This is a genomic window from Psychrobacillus psychrodurans (genome assembly GCF_050209195.1).
GTDB classification, from domain to species: domain Bacteria; phylum Bacillota; class Bacilli; order Bacillales_A; family Planococcaceae; genus Psychrobacillus; species Psychrobacillus psychrodurans.
Window position 1 is genome coordinate 673,605 of the sequence record NZ_CP189791.1, and the last position, 21,996, is coordinate 695,600.

General features: G+C 39.1%; 20 protein-coding genes. 19 read left to right on the plus strand and 1 reads right to left on the minus strand.

Annotation, left to right across the window (positions count from 1 at the left end):
* The 16 genes from ACQCPR_RS03330 to ACQCPR_RS03405 all read left to right on the plus strand — a co-directional run bounded on the left by ACQCPR_RS03330 (nucleotide 1) and on the right by ACQCPR_RS03405 (nucleotide 18,073).
* Entirely contained in the window at nucleotides 1-831 is an 831-nt protein-coding gene (locus tag ACQCPR_RS03330; protein ID WP_427138172.1) for a cobyric acid synthase, read from the plus strand.
* A gap of 11 nt (nucleotides 832-842) precedes the next feature.
* Complete coding sequence (gene cobS / locus ACQCPR_RS03335; protein ID WP_427138173.1) at nucleotides 843-1,577, plus strand: adenosylcobinamide-GDP ribazoletransferase; 735 nt, start codon at nucleotides 843-845, stop codon at nucleotides 1,575-1,577.
* Nucleotides 1,547-2,146: a histidine phosphatase family protein gene (locus ACQCPR_RS03340; protein ID WP_427138174.1), complete on the plus strand. Its 600-nt coding sequence runs from the start codon at nucleotides 1,547-1,549 to the stop codon at nucleotides 2,144-2,146. The genes cobS and ACQCPR_RS03340 overlap by 31 nt, the downstream gene beginning before the upstream one ends.
* On the plus strand, nucleotides 2,098-2,499 hold the full coding sequence (locus tag ACQCPR_RS03345; RefSeq protein ID WP_427138175.1) for a bifunctional adenosylcobinamide kinase/adenosylcobinamide-phosphate guanylyltransferase: 402 nt from the start codon (nucleotides 2,098-2,100) through the stop codon (nucleotides 2,497-2,499). Before ACQCPR_RS03340 ends, ACQCPR_RS03345 begins: the two co-directional genes overlap by 49 nt.
* On the plus strand, nucleotides 2,483-3,073 hold the full coding sequence (locus tag ACQCPR_RS03350) for a cob(I)yrinic acid a,c-diamide adenosyltransferase (protein WP_090565691.1): 591 nt from the start codon (nucleotides 2,483-2,485) through the stop codon (nucleotides 3,071-3,073). The genes ACQCPR_RS03345 and ACQCPR_RS03350 overlap by 17 nt, the downstream gene beginning before the upstream one ends.
* 6 nt (nucleotides 3,074-3,079) lie before the next feature.
* Entirely contained in the window at nucleotides 3,080-3,562 is a 483-nt protein-coding gene (locus tag ACQCPR_RS03355; protein WP_427138176.1) for an ECF transporter S component, read from the plus strand.
* A complete protein-coding gene (locus ACQCPR_RS03360) occupies nucleotides 3,555-4,217 on the plus strand; it encodes a hypothetical protein (protein ID WP_427138177.1) in 663 nt (220 codons plus the stop codon). Before ACQCPR_RS03355 ends, ACQCPR_RS03360 begins: the two co-directional genes overlap by 8 nt.
* Before the next feature lie 459 nt (nucleotides 4,218-4,676).
* Nucleotides 4,677-6,833: a (Fe-S)-binding protein gene (locus ACQCPR_RS03365; RefSeq protein WP_090565685.1), complete on the plus strand. Its 2,157-nt coding sequence runs from the start codon at nucleotides 4,677-4,679 to the stop codon at nucleotides 6,831-6,833.
* A gap of 157 nt (nucleotides 6,834-6,990) precedes the next feature.
* Nucleotides 6,991-8,199 carry an acetyl-CoA C-acetyltransferase gene (locus ACQCPR_RS03370; RefSeq protein WP_427138178.1) on the plus strand — a complete coding sequence of 403 codons (1,209 nt, stop codon included), beginning with the start codon at nucleotides 6,991-6,993 and terminating at the stop codon, nucleotides 8,197-8,199.
* Nucleotides 8,196-9,047 carry a 3-hydroxybutyryl-CoA dehydrogenase gene (locus ACQCPR_RS03375; protein ID WP_427138179.1) on the plus strand — a complete coding sequence of 284 codons (852 nt, stop codon included), beginning with the start codon at nucleotides 8,196-8,198 and terminating at the stop codon, nucleotides 9,045-9,047. The genes ACQCPR_RS03370 and ACQCPR_RS03375 overlap by 4 nt, the downstream gene beginning before the upstream one ends.
* Before the next feature lie 14 nt (nucleotides 9,048-9,061).
* Nucleotides 9,062-10,198, plus strand: coding sequence for an acyl-CoA dehydrogenase (locus tag ACQCPR_RS03380; protein ID WP_090565679.1), 1,137 nt, complete (start codon nucleotides 9,062-9,064; stop codon nucleotides 10,196-10,198).
* A gap of 126 nt (nucleotides 10,199-10,324) precedes the next feature.
* Nucleotides 10,325-11,464 carry an acyl-CoA dehydrogenase gene (locus ACQCPR_RS03385; protein ID WP_090565677.1) on the plus strand — a complete coding sequence of 380 codons (1,140 nt, stop codon included), beginning with the start codon at nucleotides 10,325-10,327 and terminating at the stop codon, nucleotides 11,462-11,464.
* A 9-nt stretch (nucleotides 11,465-11,473) separates the two neighbouring features.
* Nucleotides 11,474-12,091 (plus strand): TetR/AcrR family transcriptional regulator, encoded by a 618-nt coding sequence (locus ACQCPR_RS03390; protein WP_093493806.1) that lies wholly within the window; start codon nucleotides 11,474-11,476, stop codon nucleotides 12,089-12,091.
* 39 nt (nucleotides 12,092-12,130) lie between these two features.
* Nucleotides 12,131-15,388, plus strand: coding sequence for a fused isobutyryl-CoA mutase/GTPase IcmF (icmF, locus tag ACQCPR_RS03395; protein ID WP_427138180.1), 3,258 nt, complete (start codon nucleotides 12,131-12,133; stop codon nucleotides 15,386-15,388).
* Nucleotides 15,389-15,725: 337 nt separating this feature from the next.
* Nucleotides 15,726-16,259, plus strand: a complete 534-nt coding sequence (gene rpoE / locus ACQCPR_RS03400; RefSeq protein WP_241595131.1) for a DNA-directed RNA polymerase subunit delta — start codon at nucleotides 15,726-15,728, stop codon at nucleotides 16,257-16,259.
* A gap of 218 nt (nucleotides 16,260-16,477) precedes the next feature.
* The gene (locus tag ACQCPR_RS03405) at nucleotides 16,478-18,073 is read left to right on the plus strand and encodes a CTP synthase (RefSeq protein ID WP_090565671.1); all 1,596 of its coding nucleotides are present in this window, start codon (nucleotides 16,478-16,480) and stop codon (nucleotides 18,071-18,073) included.
* A 1,062-nt stretch (nucleotides 18,074-19,135) separates the two neighbouring features.
* On the opposite strand, the gene ACQCPR_RS03410 is transcribed toward ACQCPR_RS03405, so the two are convergent.
* Entirely contained in the window at nucleotides 19,136-19,651 is a 516-nt protein-coding gene (locus ACQCPR_RS03410; RefSeq protein WP_427138181.1) for a DUF2529 family protein, read from the minus strand.
* A gap of 172 nt (nucleotides 19,652-19,823) precedes the next feature.
* Here ACQCPR_RS03410 and ACQCPR_RS03415 point away from each other — a divergent pair, with 172 nt between their 5' ends.
* The 3 genes from ACQCPR_RS03415 (at nucleotide 19,824) to fsa (ending at nucleotide 21,978) form a co-directional block, all read left to right on the plus strand.
* Entirely contained in the window at nucleotides 19,824-20,180 is a 357-nt protein-coding gene (locus ACQCPR_RS03415) for a response regulator (protein ID WP_090565666.1), read from the plus strand.
* Between the two features lie 207 nt (nucleotides 20,181-20,387).
* Nucleotides 20,388-21,245 carry a class II fructose-bisphosphate aldolase gene (locus tag ACQCPR_RS03420; protein WP_427138182.1) on the plus strand — a complete coding sequence of 286 codons (858 nt, stop codon included), beginning with the start codon at nucleotides 20,388-20,390 and terminating at the stop codon, nucleotides 21,243-21,245.
* A gap of 85 nt (nucleotides 21,246-21,330) precedes the next feature.
* A complete protein-coding gene (gene fsa / locus ACQCPR_RS03425) occupies nucleotides 21,331-21,978 on the plus strand; it encodes a fructose-6-phosphate aldolase (protein ID WP_090565661.1) in 648 nt (215 codons plus the stop codon).
* The last annotated feature ends 18 nt before the right edge of the window (nucleotides 21,979-21,996 follow it).

Consider the following 21,996-nt stretch of genomic DNA (forward strand, 5'->3'; position numbering starts at 1 on the left):
ATGAAGGGCTTAATGGTCCAAGGTACTGCTTCTAGTGTAGGGAAAAGTTTGGTTTGTACAGCTATTTGTCGACTACTTGCTAATGAAGGAAAGCAAGTAGCCCCCTTTAAATCGCAAAACATGTCGAGCTTGAGCATCCATACAGAAGATGGGTTGGAAATAAGTGTCTCGCAATCTTTGCAAGCAAGAGCTGCAAGAATTTCTTATTTAGCCGAAATGAATCCCATATTATTAAAGCCAGCGAGGAACTTGGAGTCGGATATAATTGTTTTAGGAAGAAAGTTGGATAGAATGAGTGGCATGCGCTACAGGGAACAATTTTTTGAAAAAGGGCAAGAACTCATTAAAAATAGTTTGAATTTGCTGTCTGAATCCTATGAGTATTTGATATTAGAAGGTGCTGGCAGTCCTGTTGAAGTAAATTTACGTGATCGTGAACTAGTAAATATGCGTGTTGCTGATCTGGCAGATGTGCCGGTAATATTAGTAGCCAATATTGAGTATGGCGGCGTGTTTGCATCCATTGTCGGTACGCTTGCACTACTTCCAGAAGTACAAAGAGCACGTGTAAAAGGAATAATTATCAACAAGTTTCAAGGAGACATTTCGTTGTTTCAGGACGGAATCGATTTCATCGAAACGTACACAGGTATCGATGTTTTAGGAGTCATCCCTTATTTTTTAAATGAATTCGAAGAAGAAGACGGCGAAGAAAAAAGAGGGCAAATGGCATCAGATGAACAAATTAATGAATGGGCATACCATTTTAAAAAGCATGTAAAATGGGAGAAAGTATTAAGCCTATTAAAGAATGATGTGGTGGGAAAATGAGGAGCATTTTGTTGGCACTTCAATTTTTTACGGTCATTCCAGTAAATAAAAACCTGCCGATGGAAAAACGAGCGATTACAGGGATGTACAGTATTTTTCCTTGGATAGGGGCAGGCATTGGAGCGATTGCTTGTTTAGTCCTCTACTTTGAATGGAGTCCACTAATGACAGGGTTTAGTATTGTACTTCTAGGGGTTGTACTATCTGGAGGACTTCATATGGACGGATATATCGACACATCGGATGCATTCTTTTCCTACAAAGATCGATTGAAGCGATTCGAAATACTAGAGGATCCGCGAGTGGGTGCTTTTGGTGTAATGGCGGTTGTGTTCTTAGTTATTGGTAAAGTAATTATTATATCTGAAGTATTATCGACAGAATCCTTTCACTGGATTTTCGTTATGCTTATCCCATTTTTCTCTAGAGCTCTACTTGGAATCCTATTTTCAGTAACGAACAGTGCTAAAACGAGTGGACTGGCTTATTATTTCAAGGGAAAAATGAATGCCAATGTCGTTACAATTACAACAGCATGTCACTTTTTTATTGGCCTAGTAGTTTTAGGATGGATGACCAATTGGGTGGTTGCTGTCACTACAGCCGCTGTGTTATTTGCATTTATTTGTTTGTTCCGCAGTTGGGTATTGAAAAACTTCGGTGGAGTTACTGGGGATTTACTTGGTGCAAGCGTGGAAATTTCGGAGGTGGTGCTATGGCTAACCCTTTTGCTATTGTTCTCGTAAGGCATTTTCCAACAAAAGGAAATCGAGAAAAAAAGTATATCGGCTGGACTGACGAACCAATCATTACTAGAATGAAAACGAAAAAAATTTCTTTTGAAACTAAACAAATAATTGGCAGCGACTTAATGCGTTGCAAGCAAACAGCAGCGAAAATTTTTAGTGGAGTTCCTTATATAGAGAATTCAAACTTTCGAGAATGCTCCTTTGGTGATTGGGAACAAAAAACATATAATGAATTAAAAGATGAAGCTCAATACAGAAATTGGCTTGATGATCCGAGGCAAATAGCCCCACCAAATGGAGAGTCAATGCAAGCAATGGAAAAACGGGTGCTAGAAGCCTTATTAGAAACAGTCGAAAAGGTAGAGCAGCCGATAATCGTTACGCATGGTGGACCTATTCGTTTTATACTGACCAAGTTTGCAAATATAGAAAAGAGTTTTTGGGATTGGGAAGTACCTCACGGGATTATGTTTACATTGCATTGGCCGGATAAAAAAGCTGTATTGGAGGGGGAACGATGCATGTCATTTTCGGTGGAGCATTTAATGGAAAACGAGCGTATGTAGAGAATATGATACAAGGCCGTAAAGCCCAGTGGATAGATGCAGAATTAGATGTGCTTGTTTTATTACCAGATGTAGAAGTGGTTGTTATTCTTGGAGTTGAAAATCTGCTAAAATCAAAAGGCAAAAAGTTAATCGGAAAATTGGAAATATGGGATAAACAAGCGGAAGTAATAGTCATAGCAACGGAAATCGGACGAGGAATTGTACCGATGGATGCAAGTATGCGCAAACTTCGGGATGATGTTGGTCGATTTTATCAGCAGCTTTTTACAAAGGCATCACGTGTAACACGAATTTGGTACGGTATTTCACAAACATTAAAGGGAGATGAGCAAATTGAAAATTTACACTAAAACTGGAGACAAAGGACAAACAGGTTTGATCGGGGGAAGAACGGACAAAGACGATATCCGAGTGGAAGCTTACGGAACAATTGATGAAGTGAATTCATTTATTGGAAAAGCAGTAACAGAGCTAGATCCAGCGAAATTTGCGGATATTTTAGAGGATTTAGAAACAATCCAGCATGAGCTATTTGACTGTGGTGGAGACCTTGCAAATGTTTCAAATCGTCGTCTATATAAAATGACGGACGAAGCAATCGATGCAATGGAAAAAAGAATCGATGTACTAGTAGAAGAAGGGCCAGTTTTGGAGAGATTCATCCTACCAGGCGGAACACCCGCTGCTGCAACACTTCATATAGCTCGCACAATTACTAGACGTGCAGAGCGTTTGACGGTGACGTTAACGAAAACACAAGAGGATGTACCAACAGTAGTACAACGCTACTTAAATCGTTTGTCCGATTATTTATTTGCAGCAGCTCGCGTGGCAAATGTGAGAGAAAACGTATCGGACGTTGAATACGTGCGCAGTGCAAAAGTATTTAAAAACGTAGGAAGCGAGAAGAAAGAAAAGGAGTAACAATATATGAAACTTCGATTACTAACACTTGCAGCAATGTTTGCAGCACTATGCGCAATCGGGGCATTTATTAAGGTTCCTGTTGGCATTGGAAGTGCAGCCATGGATACAGTACCTGCACTTATATCAGTATCCTTTCTGCCTCCAATTTATGCGGGAGCAGCATCGTTAATTGGTCATTTATCTTCCTCTTTATTTGCAGGGTTTCCGTTAGGTCCATTGCATTTAATCATTGCTGCAGAAATGTTCGTCATTTTATTCGTATACACTAAGTTACACAAAGCAGGGCATCATGCATGGAAGTGGATATTCTTTATTTTTGCAAATAGTGTGCTAGCAACCCTTCCGTTTTACTGGATCATTTCACCGGCATTCTTTGCGGCGGCACTTCCAGGTATCACACTTGCGACTATACTAAATGCTTCAATTGCTATGATTGTCTCACCAGTGGTGGAGCGAGTAATGAAACGGATGAAAACTCATGCGTAATGCTATTTTATTGCCAAATGGCTTCGTTTTGACGACGGATAACTCCGCAGGCATCGGCGAAAAAAAGGCTGACATAGTTTCAACACCAGACGAAATCGTTTCCTATTTCGCAGCAAGAGTCGCATTACTAGAACAATGGGCAGCTGGTGCAACTCCAGTATCCATAGTAGTTCATAACTTCTCAGGAAATCAAAGCTGGGGCAAATATGTCGTCGGAATAGAAAAGCTATTTAACGAAGTCGGTGTAAAGTGCCCGGAAATTACCGGCAGCAGTGAGACCAATATGGAAACGCTACAGTCAGCAATCGCTGTGACAATACTAGGTGAGCAACAAATTGAAAACTCTAATGAAATTCGCTGGTATGTTTATGGCAAGCCAAGTGTCGGTGAAGAAGTCATTAGCGATGGCGATAAAATCGCTGACTTGAAAAAAATTAGTGAAGCAATAAGTCGAGGGCTAGTGCATCAGGTGTGGCCAGTAGGATCTACCGGAATAAAAGGCGAATGTGAACGACTTGGGCTGAAAGACTATTTAGTTGATTGGGATGTAGAAAAATCTGCAGGACCAGCTACAACTGTGTTACTTGGAATTGATATTATTAAAGAAAAAGAAGCAAAACTTCATTTTGGCGATTATTTTGAGGCTATCTCATAAGGAGATGGCTTTTTGTTTTGGAGAAATATGCTCCCTCTTTCGTATAAGGATGATATTTAATAATTTACTTGCTCTCGCCAGTCATTTACTTGCGTTCACCGTTGCTTTACTTGCTTTCAATATAGAAGTACTTACGGATTGACTATGATTACTTGCGCTTGTATTGAATTTACTTGCTTTAAGGATAATTATTCCATAATTTTGATCTTGAAAAGTGGGAATCTCTCGTTTAAGTTGGCATTACTTTAGTATAGAACGTATTCCTACACGATAAATTTTTAACTTCAGTAAACATCCAATTTACAGAAAAAAATACAAAATTCGCATCAATCCGAATAAATAACTGTTGACTGAATGCTCATTCAGTTTTAATATGGAATTACTTATATATTAGTTAAAGAATCTAATGTATTATTCTATTCATAAAATCATTTTACAACTCAGAGGGGGAGAAATAAGATGAATCCATTGTTAATCGCAAACTGGGTACTGTTCATCGCAGTAGTTTTGTATGCTTTAGGATTGTTCGCATATTTGTTGAAAACAAGATATACGTACATCAAACTAGGGAAGAAAGTCGAATTTGAAGATAATGTGAAGGAAAGACTTCGCAAAATTTGGGTGTATGTTTTTGGTCAAAAGAAACTATTAAAAGATAAAAAGAGTGGAGCAATTCACGTTATGTTCTTCTATGGTTTCTTACTTGTACAACTAAGTGCTATTGATTTTATTTGGAAAGGCTTAGCACCTGGTTCACATTTACCGCTTGGACCATTGTATCCAGCGTTTACGTTTTTTGAAGAAATTGTTACATTAGTAATTTTAGTTGCTGTCGTTTGGGCATTTTACCGTCGTTATATTGAAAAGTTAGTTCGCTTAAAGCGCGGGTGGAAAAGTGGCTTGGTGCTAATTTTCATCGGCGGATTGATGGTTTCCGTTTTAGTTGGTAACGGTATGGCAATGATTTGGCATGGTCACGAAGCAACTTGGTCAGAGCCAGTTGCATCTTCTATGGCGTTTATTTTTGGCTGGTTACCTGAAGCTGCTGCAATAACGGTATTTTATATCATGTGGTGGGTACATTTATTATTCCTACTGTCATTCTTAGTGTATGTACCACAATCAAAGCATTTCCATTTAATCACAGGACCAGCAAATGTATACTTCCATCGTTTAGACAAAGTTGGTAGATTACGTCCGATCAATTTTGAAGAAGAGGAAAACGAAGACCCAGAAGCTGAAGAAGAAATGCCTTCGTTCGGGGTTGGTCGTATTCAAGACTTTACACAAGCACAAATGATTGACTTATACGCTTGTGTGGAATGTGGACGCTGTACGAATATGTGTCCCGCAACTGGAACAGGGAAAATGCTATCTCCAATGGACTTAATCGTGAAGCTGCGTGATCACTTAACATTTACTGGAGCAGTAGAAACGAAGAAAAAACCTTGGGTACCAGCACTAGCTTTCCAAGGAACAAAAGGCAATCAGCTTGCGATGGCTGCTGGAGCAGAAGGTGCAGTAATTGAAGATATTTATAGCCCATCTCTAATTGGAGATGTCATTACTGAAGAAGAAATTTGGGCTTGTACAACTTGTCGTAACTGTGAAGACCAATGTCCGGTTATGAACGAGCATGTAGATAAAATTATCGACCTTCGCCGATACCTAGTAATGACAGAAGGAAAAGTAAATCCTGATGCACAACGCGCAATGACGAATATCGAGCGCCAAGGAAATCCATGGGGACTTAATCGTAAAGAGAAAGAAAACTGGAGAGATGCTCGTCCAGATATCCATATTCCAACAGTGAAAGAAGTTTCAAAAGCGGGAGAAGAATTTGAATACCTATTCTGGGTTGGTTCGATGGGATCATTTGATAACCGTTCGCAAAAAATTGCATTATCTTTCGCACATTTGATGAACGAAGCAGGAGTGAAATTTGCTATTCTTGGTAATAAAGAAAAGAACTCTGGGGATACACCACGTCGCTTAGGGAACGAGTTTCTATTCCAAGAGCTTGCAGGATCAAATATTTCAGAATTTGAAAAAGCAGGGGTAACGAAGATTGTCACGATCGACCCACATGCATATAATATCTTTAAAAATGAATATGGTGATTTTGGATGGAACGGAGAAGTGCTCCATCATACAGAAATGCTATATGATTTAGTGCAAGAAGGTCGCTTGAAACCGCAATACGCAGTGGAAGAAACCATTACTTTCCATGATTCATGTTACTTAGGACGCTACAATGATGTATACGATGCACCTCGTGAGGTATTAAAAGCAATCCCTGGCGTTAAGTTAGTCGAGATGGATCGCAATCGCGAAACGGGTATGTGCTGTGGAGCTGGTGGCGGACTGATGTGGATGGAAGAACATGTTGGAAACCGTGTGAACGTAGCTCGTACAGAACAAGCATTAGAAGTAAATCCAACAATTATATCTTCTGGATGTCCTTATTGCTTAACAATGTTATCAGATGGAACGAAAGCGAAGGAAGTTGAAGAAACAGTTGGCACATATGATATTGCTGAACTTCTGGAGAAATCGGTATTTGGAGAATTCATTCCACCTGTGGAAGAGGAAGATTTAGAGCCTATCGTTCAATAGTATATTGCAAATAGTCTTATAGTTTCGTAAACTATTATTAAATAGCAAGGGAGTAAATTTTACTCCCTTTTTTCTTACTAATGAAATCGAGCGAGCGTTCAGTCGTTTTTTATTTTTTACAAAGTTGAAAGCGCATACAACGAAAAGGGGGATCTACATGACAAAAACAGTTATTTTGGATGGAGCACGTACGGCTTTTGGTAAGTTTGGAGGAGCATTGAGTGCTTTAACTGCCTCAGATCTTGGCGGAGTAGCAATTAAAGAGGCACTAAATCGTACAGGCATTAACCCTGAGCAAGTAGATGAAGTAATTATGGGAACTGTTCTACAAGCAGGCCAAGGGCAAATACCTTCTCGACAAGCAGCAACTAAAGCAGGAATTCCATGGTCAGTAAAAACAGAAACAATCAATAAAGTATGCGCATCTGGAATGCGAAGTGTCACACTTGCAGATCAACTGATCAGACTTGGTGACGAGGAAATAATTGTAGCAGGGGGTATGGAATCGATGTCCAATGCACCTTACTATTTACCAAAAGGTAGATTCGGCTTGCGCATGGGGGATGCGACTATGGTCGACGGTATGGTTTATGATGGTCTGTCTTGTTCATTCCATCCTAAAAATGTTCATATGGGGACATACGGAAATTCGACAGCAGAAGCGTTTGAGCTATCTCGTGAAAAACAAGATGCTTGGTCGTTTAGAAGCCATGATCTTGCATTGAAAGCTATGGATAATGGAGTTTTGGAAAAAGAAATTGTTCCAGTCGAAATTCCACAGCGCAAAGGTGAACCAATCGTTGTAAAAGAAGACGAATCACCACGTCGTAATACATCATTAGAATCCCTTGCTAATCTAAAGCCAGCATTCGGAAAAGAAGGAACAATCACTGCAGGTAATGCACCCGGTATTAATGATGGTGCTTGTGCAATCGTATTAACTAGCGAAGAAAAAGCGCTGTCACTTGGAAAAGAAGCACTAGCGTATGTTCTTGGGCATGCAGAAGTAGCAATTGAACCTGAAAAATTCCCTCAAACACCTGGATTAGTAATTAATAGAATCCTAGAGAAAACAGGTAAAACATTAGAGGATATCGATCTATTTGAAATAAACGAAGCATTTGCAGCTGTTGCATTAGTGAGTAACCAGTTAGCTGGTTTAGACGAAGAAAAAGTAAATGTAAATGGTGGAGCAGTTGCACTTGGTCATCCAATAGGAGCATCTGGTGCACGAATCATATTAACTCTTGCATATGAATTAAAGCGACGTGGCGGTGGTATCGGTATCGCAGCAATTTGTTCCGGTGGCGGTCAAGGAGATGCCATCATGATCGAAGTTCCAAAAACAGGAGGCAATAAAGCATGAATATCCAAAAAGTATTGGTAATAGGAGCAGGTCAGATGGGATCTGGAATTGCTCAAGTATGTGCTCAAGCAGGATTTGACGTAAAACTGAATGATCGTGAACAACAATTCTACGATCGTGGTATCCAAACAATTACTAAAAATCTTTCTCGCACTGTTGAAAAAGGTCGAATGACGGAAGATGAAAAACAATCAGTTCTAAATAAAATTACAATGTCACTATCTATAGAAGATGCTAACGATGTTGACCTAGTGATTGAAGCTGCGGTCGAAAATATGGAAATCAAACAGTCTATTTTCAAACAACTAGACGAAATTGCACCGGCTCATACAATTTTGGCTACAAATACCTCCTCTTTACCGATTACAGAAATTGCTGCTGCAACGAATCGTCCAGAGCAAGTAATTGGGATGCATTTCATGAATCCTGTTCCGGTAATGAAGCTAGTGGAAATCATTCGTGGACTCGCTACATCGGATGAAGTATATACAGCAATTGAAGAAATGACGAAGAAACTAAACAAAGTTCCAGTAGAAGTAAATGACTTTCCTGGATTTGTATCTAACCGCATTTTAATGCCAATGATCAACGAAGCGATCTACACGCTATATGAGGGTGTTGCAACAAAAGAAGCTATTGATGATGTGATGAAAATGGGGATGAATCACCCAATGGGACCCCTACAACTAGCGGACTTTATAGGTCTAGACACTTGCCTCTACATTATGGAAATCTTACATGAAGGATTTGGTGACAGTAAATATCGTCCATGTCCGTTGTTACGTAAATATGTGAAAGCCGGATGGCTAGGAAAGAAAACAGGTAGAGGTTTTTATATCTACGAATAAAAGGGGCATTTAAGATGGAATTAAAATTTACTGAAGAACAACTAATGATGCGCAACATGGTCAGGGATTTTGCTAAAACAGAAATTGAACCTTTTATTGAACAAATGGAGCAGGGAGAGTTCCCTCGAGATATTTTGAAAAAAATGGGAGAACTAGGCTTGATGGGCATCACCGTTCCAGAACAATATGGTGGCTCTGAAATGGATTTTACAAGCTATGTAATTGCAATTAACGAACTTTCAAAAGTGAGTGCGGTAATAGGGGTAATACTTTCCGTTCATACCTCAGTTGGAACAAATCCAATATTATATTTTGGTAATGAACAACAAAAAGAGAAATACATTCCGAAGCTTGCGACTGGTGAATATTTAGGCGCGTTTTGCTTGACGGAGCCATCTGCGGGATCTGATGCAGGCGCTTTGAAAACAAAAGCTGTCAAAAAAGATGACTACTATGTATTAAACGGCTCTAAAGTATTTATTACAAATGGGGGAGAAGCAGATGTAAATATTGTTTTTGCATCGACTGATTCATCACTTGGTTCAAGAGGTATTACGGCATTTATAGTCGAGAAGGATACACCGGGATTCATCGTTGGAAAAGATGAACAAAAAATGGGTCTCCATGGATCTAGAACTGTCCAGCTAACATTTGAAGATATGAAAATACCAGTTGAAAATAGACTTGGTGAAGAAGGTGAAGGCTTTAAAATAGCGATGGCCAACCTAAACACCGGGCGTATTGGAATTGCAACACAAGCACTAGGAATTGCAGAAGCCGCTTTCGAAGCCGCTGTTGGATACGCAAAAGAGCGTGTGCAGTTCGGTAAACCAATCGCAGCGAATCAAGGGGTAGGGTTCAAGCTTGCTGACATGGGAACTGCAGTGGAAGCAGCAAGATTACTAGTCTACCGCGCAGCTAGCCTTCGTGAACAAGGACTTCCTTGCGGCAAAGAAGCGTCGATGGCAAAACTATTCGCTTCCAAAACAGCAGTAGACGTTGCGATTGAAGCAGTTCAAGTATTTGGTGGTTATGGCTATACAGAGGATTACCCAGTAGAACGTTATTTCCGTGACGCAAAAATCACCGAAATTTACGAGGGCACAAGTGAAATTCAACGCATCGTAATCGCGAAGCACTTAACTCATTAAACTAAAATTTGAAAAGCAATTCTATTCTATAAAATAGAGATTTTCGGAAGAACATAAGAATCCGAGAGACCCATCAAGTTGCTCCAAAAAACAACCAAACTTAAACCAAAAAAGGCGGGATATACAATGAATTTTCAACTTTCGGAAGAACATGAAATGATTCGTAAAATGGTAAGAGACTTTGCAGAAAATGAAGTAGCGCCAACAGCTGCAGAACGAGACGAAGAGGAACGTTTTGACCGTGAGATTTTCGACAAAATGGCTGAGTTAGGTTTAACAGGAATTCCTTGGCCTGAAGAGTACGGTGGAATCGGTTCCGATTATCTTGCATATTGTATCGCTGTAGAAGAGCTTTCACGTGTTTGTGCGTCTACAGGCGTAACTTTATCTGCACATACATCGCTTGCAGGTTGGCCGATTTTCAAATATGGCAATGAAGAGCAAAAACAAAAGTATCTTCGTCCAATGGCTGAAGGTTCAAAAATTGGTGGGTATGGTTTAACTGAAGCAGGTTCTGGTTCAGATGCAGGCGGTATGAAAACTACTGCAAAATTAGATGGCGACCATTATGTATTAAATGGCTCTAAAATATTTATTACGAATGGTGGAATTGCTGACATATACGTTGTCTTTGCAGTAACAGATCCTGAATCCAAGCATAAAGGAACTAGTGCATTTATCGTAGAAGCAGATTTCCCAGGATTCTCTGTTGGTAAAAAAGAGAAAAAATTAGGAATTCGTTCGTCTCCAACAACTGAAATTATTTTCGATAATTGCCGCATTCCTAAAGAAAATCTTCTTGGTGAAGAGGGGCAAGGGTTCATTATCGCTATGAAAACATTAGATGGCGGACGTAATGGCATTGCTGCACAGGCTGTAGGAATTGCACAAGGTGCACTAGATGCATCGGTAAATTACGCGAAAGAACGTGTTCAATTTGGTAAACCGATCGTTGCAAACCAAGGGGTATCTTTCAAGCTTGCAGATATGGCAACATCAATAGAAGCATCTCGTTTACTTACATATCAAGCTGCTTGGTTAGAGTCAAATGGTCTACCATATGGCAAAGAGTCGGCAATGGCTAAACTGATGGCTGGTGATACTGCGATGAAGGTAACAACTGAAGCTGTTCAAGTATTTGGCGGATACGGTTATACGAAAGATTATCCGGTAGAACGTTATATGCGCGATGCAAAAATTACGCAAATTTACGAAGGAACACAAGAAATTCAAAGATTAGTAATTTCTCGTATGTTAACTAAGTAATCGATGTCTATGGAAAAGAAACATGAAGTAAAGACATCGGTGAAAGATGAGAATCTTATTGAAAAAAGAAGAGAGCAAATGATTCGTGCAGCTGTTACTTTATTCAAAGAAAAAGGGTTTCACCGCGCAACTACAAGAGAAATAGCTAAAGAGGCTGGCTTTAGTATAGGGACTTTGTATGAATATATTCGTACAAAGGAAGACGTTCTCTATCTGGTTTGTGACAGTATTTACAATGAAGTGCACAACAGATTGTCGCAAATTACTTTAGAAAATGGTACTGCAGAAGACTTAAAAACAGCTATCCGTCACTACTATGGCGTAATCGATGATATGTCAGACGAGTTCGTAGTTATGTATCAAGAATCTAAGTCACTCCCAAAAGGTGCGCTGGAATATGTACTAGCGAAAGAATTAGAAATGGTCGAAATCTTCCATAAAATAATTATTGGCTGTATTCAAGCACGGGAACTTGAATTAACAGATGCACAGGCACATCTTTACGCACATACATTAGTCGTTCAAGGACAAATGTGGGCATTCAGAAGATGGGCACTGCGCAAGGAATATACGATTGACCAATTCACAGAGCTACAAATCGAATTATTACTTCATGGGATGAAATAAAACAAACACGTTCACATACAAACAAGGGGGAATATCAGCATGTCTACTGTAGAAGTATATCGTCCAAAAAATCATGTGCGATTCGTTACAGCATCCAGTCTTTTTGATGGACATGATGCATCCATTAATATAATGCGTCGCATTTTACAGGCTAGCGGAGCAGAGGTTATTCATCTAGGACACAACCGCTCTGTAGAGGAAGTAGTAAATGCTGCAATTCAAGAGGATGTACAAGGAATCGCCATATCTTCCTATCAAGGAGGGCATGTTGAGTATTTTAAATATATGAAAGACTTACTCGTCGAGCGTGGTGCGCCACATATCCGTATTTTTGGCGGGGGCGGCGGAGTAATTATTCCGAAAGAAATAAAAGAACTACAAGAATATGGTATTTCCGGAATTTTCTCACCAGAGGATGGCCGTAAATTAGGATTACAAGGAATGATCAATCAAATCCTAATGGAATGTGATGTAGCAACAGAACCAAAAGGGGTAAAAGAAGAAATTGCAAACGTTACTACGGAGAATCCAGAGGTACTTGCCCATTTAATCACTGTAGCAGAAGAGGCACATCAAACGCATAATGAAGAAGCGGTTGAAATGCTAAAGCAAGCAAAGCAATTATCCAAAGGTACTCCAGTACTTGGTATTACAGGTACTGGTGGAGCGGGAAAAAGTTCGCTCACTGATGAATTAATTCGCCGTTTCCTACAAGAGCTTCCAGATAAAAAAATTGCTGTTCTATCTATTGATCCAACAAAGCAAAAAACAGGTGGGGCCCTATTGGGAGACCGAATTCGTATGAATGCAATATTCAACAAGCGTGTATTTATGAGAAGTCTAGCTACTAGAGGCTCTCGTACAGAATTATCAGGAGCACTTGCTGATGTATTAGACGTTGTAAGAGTTGCTGGATATGACATGATTATTGTAGAAACTAGTGGAATCGGACAAGGGGATGCGGAAATTACAAATGTATCGGATGTATCGATGTATGTAATGACCAGCGAGTTCGGAGCACCTTCTCAATTAGAGAAAATAGACATGATTGACTATGCTGATTTAATCGTTATCAATAAATTTGAGCGTAAAGGGTCAGAAGATGCACTTCGCCAAGTGCAAAAGCAATATCAACGTAGTCGAGAGCTTTGGCATGATGATCTAGATACGATGCCTGTTTATGGAACCATTGCAAGTCAGTTTAATGATAAAGGAACAAATTCATTATTTGCAGCACTTGTTGCTACGTTAAATGAAAAGACAGGATCTGCCTGGGAGACATCTTACGACCAATTTGTAAAAACACAAAAGCAGAACGTTATCATACCGAATGATCGCCGCTATTACTTACGTGAAATTACGGATGCTGTCCGAGGATATCATCGCAAGTCTGAAGAACAGGTTGGCTTTGCAAGAAGACTTTTCCAGCTTGAAGGTGCAATCGAGCAAGTGAAGGAAAAAGCTTCAGACGACGTACTAGTCCAATCTCTCGAATCATTAGCTACAGGTGTTCGGGATGAACTGACTGCAGAATCTAAACGTATTCTAGAAAACTGGGCTACTTTAAAAGAAGCTTATACTGGGGACGAATTTATCACAAAGATTCGAGATAAAGAGATTCGTACAATTCTTCGTACAGAAAGCTTATCAGGAATAAAAATTCCAAAAATAGTACTTCCTCAATTCGTAGACTTTGGAGAGATTCTACGCTGGGTATATAAAGAAAATGTACCAGGTTCATTTCCTTATACGGCAGGTGTTTTTCCGTTTAAACGAGAAGGAGAAGACCCGAAACGTCAATTTGCAGGCGAAGGAACACCTGAACGAACAAATCGCCGCTTCCATTATTTATCGAAGGATGACGATGCGAAACGCTTATCGACTGCATTTGACTCGGTAACACTATACGGAGAAGATCCTGATCATCGTCCGGATATATACGGAAAAGTTGGAGAGTCTGGTGTTAGTATTTGTACATTAGAGGATATGAAGAAGTTATATGATGGCTTTGACTTATGTGCACCTTCTACATCTGTTTCAATGACGATAAATGGTCCAGCTCCAATTATTCTAGCGATGTTCATGAATACAGCGATTGATCAGCAAGTACTTCTAAAGGAAGAAGAACTGGGACGTACACTTACTGTAGAGGAGTTTACACAGGTTAAGACTACTACATTGCAGGTTGTTCGAGGAACTGTTCAAGCAGATATATTGAAAGAGGATCAAGGTCAAAATACATGTATTTTCTCAACGGAATTTGCACTTCGAATGATGGGGGATATTCAACAATATTTTATTGACCAAAAGGTTCGTAATTATTATTCAGTGTCTATTTCGGGGTATCATATTGCAGAAGCAGGGGCAAACCCAATTTCGCAACTGGCATTCACGCTGTCGAATGGCTTTACTTATGTAGAGTACTATTTAAGCCGCGGCATGCATATAGATGACTTTGCACCTAACTTATCGTTCTTCTTCTCGAATGGATTGGATCCAGAGTATACTGTTATTGGACGCGTTGCTCGTCGTATTTGGGCAGTTGTAATGCGTGACAAATATGGCGCAAATGAACGCAGTCAAAAGCTGAAATACCATGTACAAACATCTGGTAGAAGCTTACACGCTCAAGAAATTGACTTTAACGACATTCGTACGACGTTACAAGCATTGATGGCACTTCAAGATAACTGTAATTCGCTTCATACGAATGCTTATGATGAGGCAATTACAACTCCTACAGAAGAATCAGTCCGTCGTGCAATGGCGATTCAGATGATTATTACAAAGGAGCATGGACTTTCGAAAAATGAAAATCCTCTACAAGGTGCTTTCATTGTAGAAGAAATGACAGACCTAGTAGAAGAAGCTGTTCTATCTGAATTCGATCGTATTAATGACCGTGGTGGTGTACTTGGTGCAATGGAAACGCAATACCAAAGAGGAAAGATTCAAGAAGAATCTATGCACTACGAGATGAAAAAACATACTGGCGAGCTGCCTATTATCGGGGTAAATACTTATTTAAATCCTAATCCTGCTTCCGAAGAGGATATTAATAATATGGAAATTGCCCGCGCAACAAAAGAAGAAAAAGAAACACAAATAAGCAATCTTCGAAATTTCCAACAAAAAAATGATACTGAGGCAGAAGAAGCTCTTGCTCGCTTGAAGCAAGTTGCTGTTACTGGAGGTAACATTTTTGAAGAGTTAATGACAACTGTTCAAAAGGCAAGTCTTGGTCAAATCACGCATGCTTTGTATGAAGTTGGCGGACAATATCGTCGAAATATGTAAACGATTGGTTACAGAAAAATAAAGTTTAGTGTTCCGATGAATATCGGAACACTTTTTTCCTATTTTTTTGTATAATATACCTAGTATGTAGTAAAGGAGAAGTTGGATGAAAAAACCTGTTCACATTTTGGTCATTATAATTCTCTTACTACTTACTATTTTTCTATATAACAAACAACTAGCCTCAATTCCATTGCTTTTAATATCGTTTTATTTGTTTACTGTTGTAGGAAGTAAAATTTCTCTTTTCAAAAAGAATAAATGAATGTAGCATATAACATACTTGTGTGTATATAATGAAAAGTATGCAAACGAACATAGAAAGGACGTGCACGATTTGAAATTTCGTGAAATGACAACAACACAACTACAAGAAGAATCGTTAATCGATCTAGCATTTGCGATTTTAGAAGATAAAAAAAACTCATTAACATTAAAAGAATTATTTGATGACATTCAACATTATAATGGGCTTACTGATGAGGAAATGGCTTCTCGCAAACCTCAATTCTATACAGATATGAATATTGATGGGCGCTTTTTGGCAATTGCTGAAAACCAATGGGGCCTTAGAGAATGGTATCCAGTAGAACAAATTGAAGAAGAATCAGCGCCTACCGTAAAAGTTCGTAAAAAGAAAGATAAGGTAGTAGATGATGATTTAGAAGATTTAGATGAGGACGAAATCGTATTCGAAGAAGAATTCGACGAGTTTGTAGAAGATGACGATGAGGACGATGACGATGACGACGAACCAGTTATCGAATTTGTAGAAGAAGACATTGATGAAGTGATTGAAGAAGACTTAATCGATGAAGACGATGATGAGTTTGAAATCGATGAGGAATTAGACGAAGAAGACGAAGAATAATTCTTGACTTATTTTCTTAAACGCTATAAGATTTTATTGGGCTCTTTTTGAAGAGACATTACTCATGTGCATATGCGCTCCCCTGCGAAGAAGCAGGCGGAGCGTTTTTTTGTTATTGCTACACTCTTATTTATTTGAATGTTTAACGCATACTAAATAAGACAATGTTCTCATCGGTTGTGGTGGAGGACTAGATATTACATTAGGAGGAACACATAATGACTAAATTTATTTTTGTTACTGGTGGGGTTGTATCTTCACTTGGCAAAGGGATCACGGCTGCTTCACTTGGTCGTTTATTAAAAAATAGAGGACTAAACGTAACGATCCAAAAATTCGATCCTTACATCAACTTAGATCCTGGAACAATGAGTCCATATCAACACGGAGAGGTTTTCGTAACAGATGATGGAGCAGAAACAGATTTAGATTTAGGTCACTACGAGCGTTTTATCGACATCAACTTGAACAAATACTCTAATATTACAACAGGTAAAGTGTACTCATCTGTATTAAGAAAAGAGCGTCGTGGAGATTATAATGGTGGAACAGTTCAAGTAATTCCACATATTACAAATGAAATCAAAGAGCGTTTATTCTTAGCTGCAAAAGAAACGCATGCAGATATCGTTATTACTGAAATCGGTGGAACAGTAGGAGATATCGAATCTCTTCCATTCCTAGAAACTATCCGTCAAATGAAACGTGACGTTGGTAGCGATAATGTAATGTATATTCACTGTACTTTAGTGCCATTCATCAAAGCTGCAGGAGAAATGAAAACAAAACCGACACAACATAGTGTTAAAGAATTGCGTAGTCTAGGTATTCAACCAAACGTAATTGTACTTCGTTCGGAAATGCCAGTTCCTCAAGATATGAAAGATAAAATCGGGCTTTTCTGTGATATTAAACCAGAAGAAGTAATTGAATGTATTGATGCGGATTCTTTATATGAAATCCCATTAAATTTACAGGCACAACATTTAGATCAAATTGTAGTGGATCATTTCAAACTTCAAACACCTGAAGCAGATATGACAGATTGGATCGGCTTAGTAGACCAAGTAAAATCATTGTCGAAAAAAGTTCGTATTGGTTTAGTTGGTAAATACGTAGAGCTTCAAGATGCATACATTTCAGTAGTAGAAGCAATGAAACATGCTGGCTACAAATTTGATGCAGACGTTGAAGTGAAATGGGTAAATGCTGAAGAAGTGAATGAAGCAAATGTTGGGGGAATCCTTGGCGATGTAGACGGAATTCTTGTCCCTGGTGGATTCGGAGACCGTGGAGTAGAAGGAAAGATTGCTGCTACTAAATTTGCGCGCGAAAACAATGTGCCATTCTTAGGTATTTGTTTAGGTATGCAATTGGCAACAGTTGAATTTGCACGTTCTATTCTAGAACTTCAAGGAGCACATTCTACAGAGTTAGATCCAACAACTCCGCATTCTATTATCGATTTATTGCCAGAACAAAAAGATGTAGAGGACCTTGGAGGAACACTTCGTTTAGGATTATATCCATGTAAATTAACGCCAGGTTCAAAAGCTCATCAAGCATACGGAGAAGAACTTGTATACGAACGTCATCGTCATCGTTACGAGTTCAACAACGAGTACCGTGAGCAATTCGAAGCAGCAGGATTTGTGTTCTCTGGTACAAGCCCAGATGGTCGCCTAATCGAAATCATCGAGCTACCAGATCACCCATTCTTCGTAGCTTCTCAGTTCCACCCGGAATTTGTGTCGCGTCCACAACGTCCACAACCACTATTCCGCGACTTCATCAAAGCATCAGTTGGTGAGTAGAAAAACGTAAGCGCCTATGTCAGCACCGATAAGCGTTGGAAGAATAACGGTAAAGGCGGCCTTTGCCTTTATCCGGTATTCTGAAACGACTCGAGGTGCTAGGCGCTATAGCTGGCCAATCTAGAAATGTGAAAGACGCCGTTTAGCTGCGAAAAGCGCTGGAGGACTTGAAAGGAAAGGCGTATTTTGCCTTAACTAAAAGTCTGAAGCGATCGAGCAGCTGGAGTCTGGAACTGGACAAAGTAGAAAAGCGGAAGCGCCTATGTCAGCCCCGACAACGTTCTTCTGCGACGAACTTTGCGCAGGAGCAAGCGTTGGAAGAATAACGGTAAAGGCGTCCTTTGACTTTATCGGGTATTCTGAAACGACTCGAGGTGCTAGGCGCTGTAACTGGCCAATCTAGCAATGTGGAGGGCGCCGTTTAGCTACGAAAAGCAGAAGTGCCAATATAGATTATAAAAGAGGATTACTCATGTTAATGAGTAATCCTCTTTTTTTACTTACTCAGTTAATTGGTTAACAGATTCTGTATATTCTGGACGAATGTGTGCTGCCACAAGTACGCATTAGCCTCCAAAAGAATTGAGTTTGATTGTATGAAATTTCCATTTCTCAAGTAAATCTTCATCAAGAGCAAGTAAATGAAGAAGGAAAGCAAGTATCTAACGTAGGACAGCAAGTAAATTTCTAATGTAAGCAAGTAAACGAAACGACACCGCAAGTAAATGATAATGTATATGATTTTCTCATGTTACCACTAGCTAGGTATGCGCATCTTCATCCCATTTTAATAGTCTCATTCTTCTTCCTCATGCGCATTGAATGTGTACATCTTATATTTCTAAAAATAAATTAAACAATATACAATTCCTACAATAGTCAAAAGCTTTACTTGCTTACAACTATTGTTTACTTGCTTTCAACGAGAAAATATTTGCTCTCAGAACTTCCTTACTTGCGTTTGATTTAACAATACTAGCGCTGAAGTTGTAAATACTTGCGAAATGGGAAAACTATACAAAGAAACGCCTAAAGAAAAAACTCTTTAGGCGTTTTTGTGAACTATTCACCTATTAACATCTCGTTTAACTTCATCTTTACTGCTTCGTATACAAATAAACCACTTAAAGCATGGGGGAGCACAATACGGGTTCCATCTTCGGCGGGAAGGAGTCCTTTTGTGAGTTTTGTTGAAATATATGTATAGGCAAGATCAGCTAGCTTATTATCATGGCCTTCTGGTTCTGCTGCTAATGCACCAAAAGGAATATATTCCTCACTCAATTTTTTAGCTAAGGCTAAAGCTTCTTCGTCATAACAGGAACGAGTAAGAATCCAGACACGGTCAGTGCTAGTTAGTTCGATTTCGGGTAACCAGGTTTGCATTGATGGAAAAGGCTCAGCTGCATGTTGTGCATTAATCGAAATACTTTTCATTTCTCCAAAAGTAGCGAAAAAAACTGTTCCCTCTCTAGCAGCGGCTTGTGCAAGTAGACGAGCAGTTTCCTCAATACTTTCTTCCTCTGAACTAGAGATTCTTTGCATTAATCCAGAAAGTTGCGTTGTTAACATTTTCATCGTAATTCACCTCTCATTTATTATAAAACAAAGTTTGTCATTCCGTATGCTATTACTTTTTTGTGGGTAATAAAACAGAAAGAAATGGAAATTTTTTTAAAAAAAAGAGGGAAAGCACTAGCCGATATCGTATAATACAATATGGGATTAATAAAGAAAGGGTTTGCATGTCATGAAACATATCTTAATAGTGGATGATCAGTTAGGAATACGATTATTGTTGAAAGAAGTGTTTACACAAGAAGGATATGAAGTCAGTTTAGCAGCAAATGGGTATGAAGCTTTAGAACTTATAAATGAGCACAAAATTGATGGAGTTTTACTAGATATGAAAATCCCAGGTATGGATGGAATTCAAATTCTAAAATTAATCAAAGAACAATGGAGCGATCTCCCCGTCATGATGATGACCGCATACGGAGAGTTGAATTTCATAGAACAAGCACAGAGATTAGGAGCCTCTCTTTATTTCACTAAGCCATTTGATGTTTTTGAACTAAGAGATTCTGTTAATAATCTCCTGAAATAAGTTGGAACAGCAGGCAGTGGAAAACATCGCCTGTTTTTGTTATGATGTAGGAAGAAAGTAGAAGATACCATTTAGTTACTACATAGGACTGCTGTTGCTTGTTTTACACAGGGAAATTCCTACTTCAGTCTACTGGTGTCCGCAGTAAGTCAAATAGAAATAAAGATAATTTTGGAGTGCAAAAGCAAATAGAGGAGGTCCATTTCAATGGCTTTAGTTTCGATGAAAGAAATGCTGGGAAAAGGGAAAAGAGAAGGATACGCTGTAGGGCAATTTAACATTAACAATTTAGAGTTCACACAAGCAATCCTGTTAGCAGCTGAGGAAGAAAAATCACCAGTAATACTAGGTGTATCTGAAGGTGCTGCAAAATATATGGGTGGCTTCGTTGCAGTCGTATATATGGTAAAAGGACTAATCGAGTCTTATAAAATTTCCGTACCAGTGGCTATTCATTTAGATCATGGTTCTAGCTTTGAAAAATGTAAAGAAGCAATTGATGCTGGGTTCACATCTGTAATGATTGACGCTTCTCATCATCCGTTTGAAGAAAACGTTGAAATTACAACTAAAGTTGTAGAATATGCACATGCGCGCAATGTTTCTGTGGAAGCTGAACTGGGAACAGTTGGAGGACAAGAAGATGACGTTATTGCGGATGGAGTTATTTACGCTGATCCTGCAGAATGTGCAGAGCTTGTAAAACGTACAGCAATCGACTGTTTAGCTCCCGCTTTAGGTTCTGTTCATGGACCATATAAAGGAGAACCAAACTTAGGTTTCAAAGAAATGGAAGAAATTTCAAAACTTGCTGATCTTCCACTTGTTTTACACGGTGGAACAGGTATACCAACACATGATATAACACGTTCTATTTCACTTGGAACTGCGAAAATCAATGTAAATACAGAAAACCAAATTGCTGCAACTAAAGCGATTCGTGACTTTTTAGCTTCTGATGCAGAGCAATATGATCCACGTAAATATTTGACACCTGCACGTGATGCTATTAAAGCAACAGTAATTGGCAAAATGCGTGAATTTGGAAGCTCAAACAAAGCCTAATAATAAGTAAGAAAAATAGCTACAGGGGAGAAGTGTTCAAAAGAACCTTCTCCTGTTTTTCCATCATGAGGAGGATATTATTCATATGAAATTTTTTATCGACACAGCCAACTTTGACGAAATAAAAGAAGCACACGCATGGGGTATTCTATCAGGAGTAACGACGAATCCATCGCTAGTAGCAAAAGAAAATATCTCATTCCACGATCGCCTTCGTGAAATTACCGCGTTAGTAGATGGTTCAGTGAGTGCGGAAGTAATAGCTCTAGATGCTGAAGGTATGATTAAAGAAGGTAGAGAACTTGCTGCCATTGCACCGAACATTACTGTAAAACTACCGATGACTCCAGAAGGTCTTAAAGCTTGTTCTGTATTCCGTTCTGAAGGTATTAAAACGAATGTAACACTTATTTTCAGTGCTAACCAAGCACTGCTTGCTGCACGTGCCGGGGCAACTTATGTATCACCATTTTTAGGACGTTTAGACGATATCGGTCATGATGGGATGGAATTGATCGCAAAAATTGCACAGATTTTTGATATTCATAATATCGATACTGAAATTATTGCAGCTTCAATTAGACATCCACAACATATTACGGATGCTGCTTTAAACGGTGCACATATTTCAACAACACCTATAAAGGTACTAAAACAACTATTCAATCATCCTTTGACAGACAAAGGAATTGAAGGATTTCTAGCGGATTGGAACAATCGTAAAAGCGAGTAACAAGACGAAGGAGAACTG

Coding starts and splice junctions, on each gene's coding strand:
- icmF (WP_427138180.1), top strand. CDS start 12,131: ATGTCTACTGTAGAAGTATATCGTCCAAAAAATCATGTGCGATTCGTT.
- ACQCPR_RS03340 (WP_427138174.1), top strand. CDS start 1,547: ATGGCTAACCCTTTTGCTATTGTTCTCGTAAGGCATTTTCCAACAAAA.
- ACQCPR_RS03330 (WP_427138172.1), top strand. CDS start 1: ATGAAGGGCTTAATGGTCCAAGGTACTGCTTCTAGTGTAGGGAAAAGT.
- ACQCPR_RS03375 (WP_427138179.1), top strand. CDS start 8,196: ATGAATATCCAAAAAGTATTGGTAATAGGAGCAGGTCAGATGGGATCT.
- fsa (WP_090565661.1), top strand. CDS start 21,331: ATGAAATTTTTTATCGACACAGCCAACTTTGACGAAATAAAAGAAGCA.
- ACQCPR_RS03365 (WP_090565685.1), top strand. CDS start 4,677: ATGAATCCATTGTTAATCGCAAACTGGGTACTGTTCATCGCAGTAGTT.
- ACQCPR_RS03415 (WP_090565666.1), top strand. CDS start 19,824: ATGAAACATATCTTAATAGTGGATGATCAGTTAGGAATACGATTATTG.
- ACQCPR_RS03410 (WP_427138181.1), bottom strand. CDS start 19,651: ATGAAAATGTTAACAACGCAACTTTCTGGATTAATGCAAAGAATCTCT.
- ACQCPR_RS03380 (WP_090565679.1), top strand. CDS start 9,062: ATGGAATTAAAATTTACTGAAGAACAACTAATGATGCGCAACATGGTC.
- ACQCPR_RS03420 (WP_427138182.1), top strand. CDS start 20,388: ATGGCTTTAGTTTCGATGAAAGAAATGCTGGGAAAAGGGAAAAGAGAA.
- ACQCPR_RS03355 (WP_427138176.1), top strand. CDS start 3,080: ATGAAACTTCGATTACTAACACTTGCAGCAATGTTTGCAGCACTATGC.
- ACQCPR_RS03370 (WP_427138178.1), top strand. CDS start 6,991: ATGACAAAAACAGTTATTTTGGATGGAGCACGTACGGCTTTTGGTAAG.
- ACQCPR_RS03385 (WP_090565677.1), top strand. CDS start 10,325: ATGAATTTTCAACTTTCGGAAGAACATGAAATGATTCGTAAAATGGTA.
- ACQCPR_RS03345 (WP_427138175.1), top strand. CDS start 2,098: ATGCATGTCATTTTCGGTGGAGCATTTAATGGAAAACGAGCGTATGTA.
- ACQCPR_RS03405 (WP_090565671.1), top strand. CDS start 16,478: ATGACTAAATTTATTTTTGTTACTGGTGGGGTTGTATCTTCACTTGGC.
- ACQCPR_RS03390 (WP_093493806.1), top strand. CDS start 11,474: ATGGAAAAGAAACATGAAGTAAAGACATCGGTGAAAGATGAGAATCTT.
- ACQCPR_RS03360 (WP_427138177.1), top strand. CDS start 3,555: ATGCGTAATGCTATTTTATTGCCAAATGGCTTCGTTTTGACGACGGAT.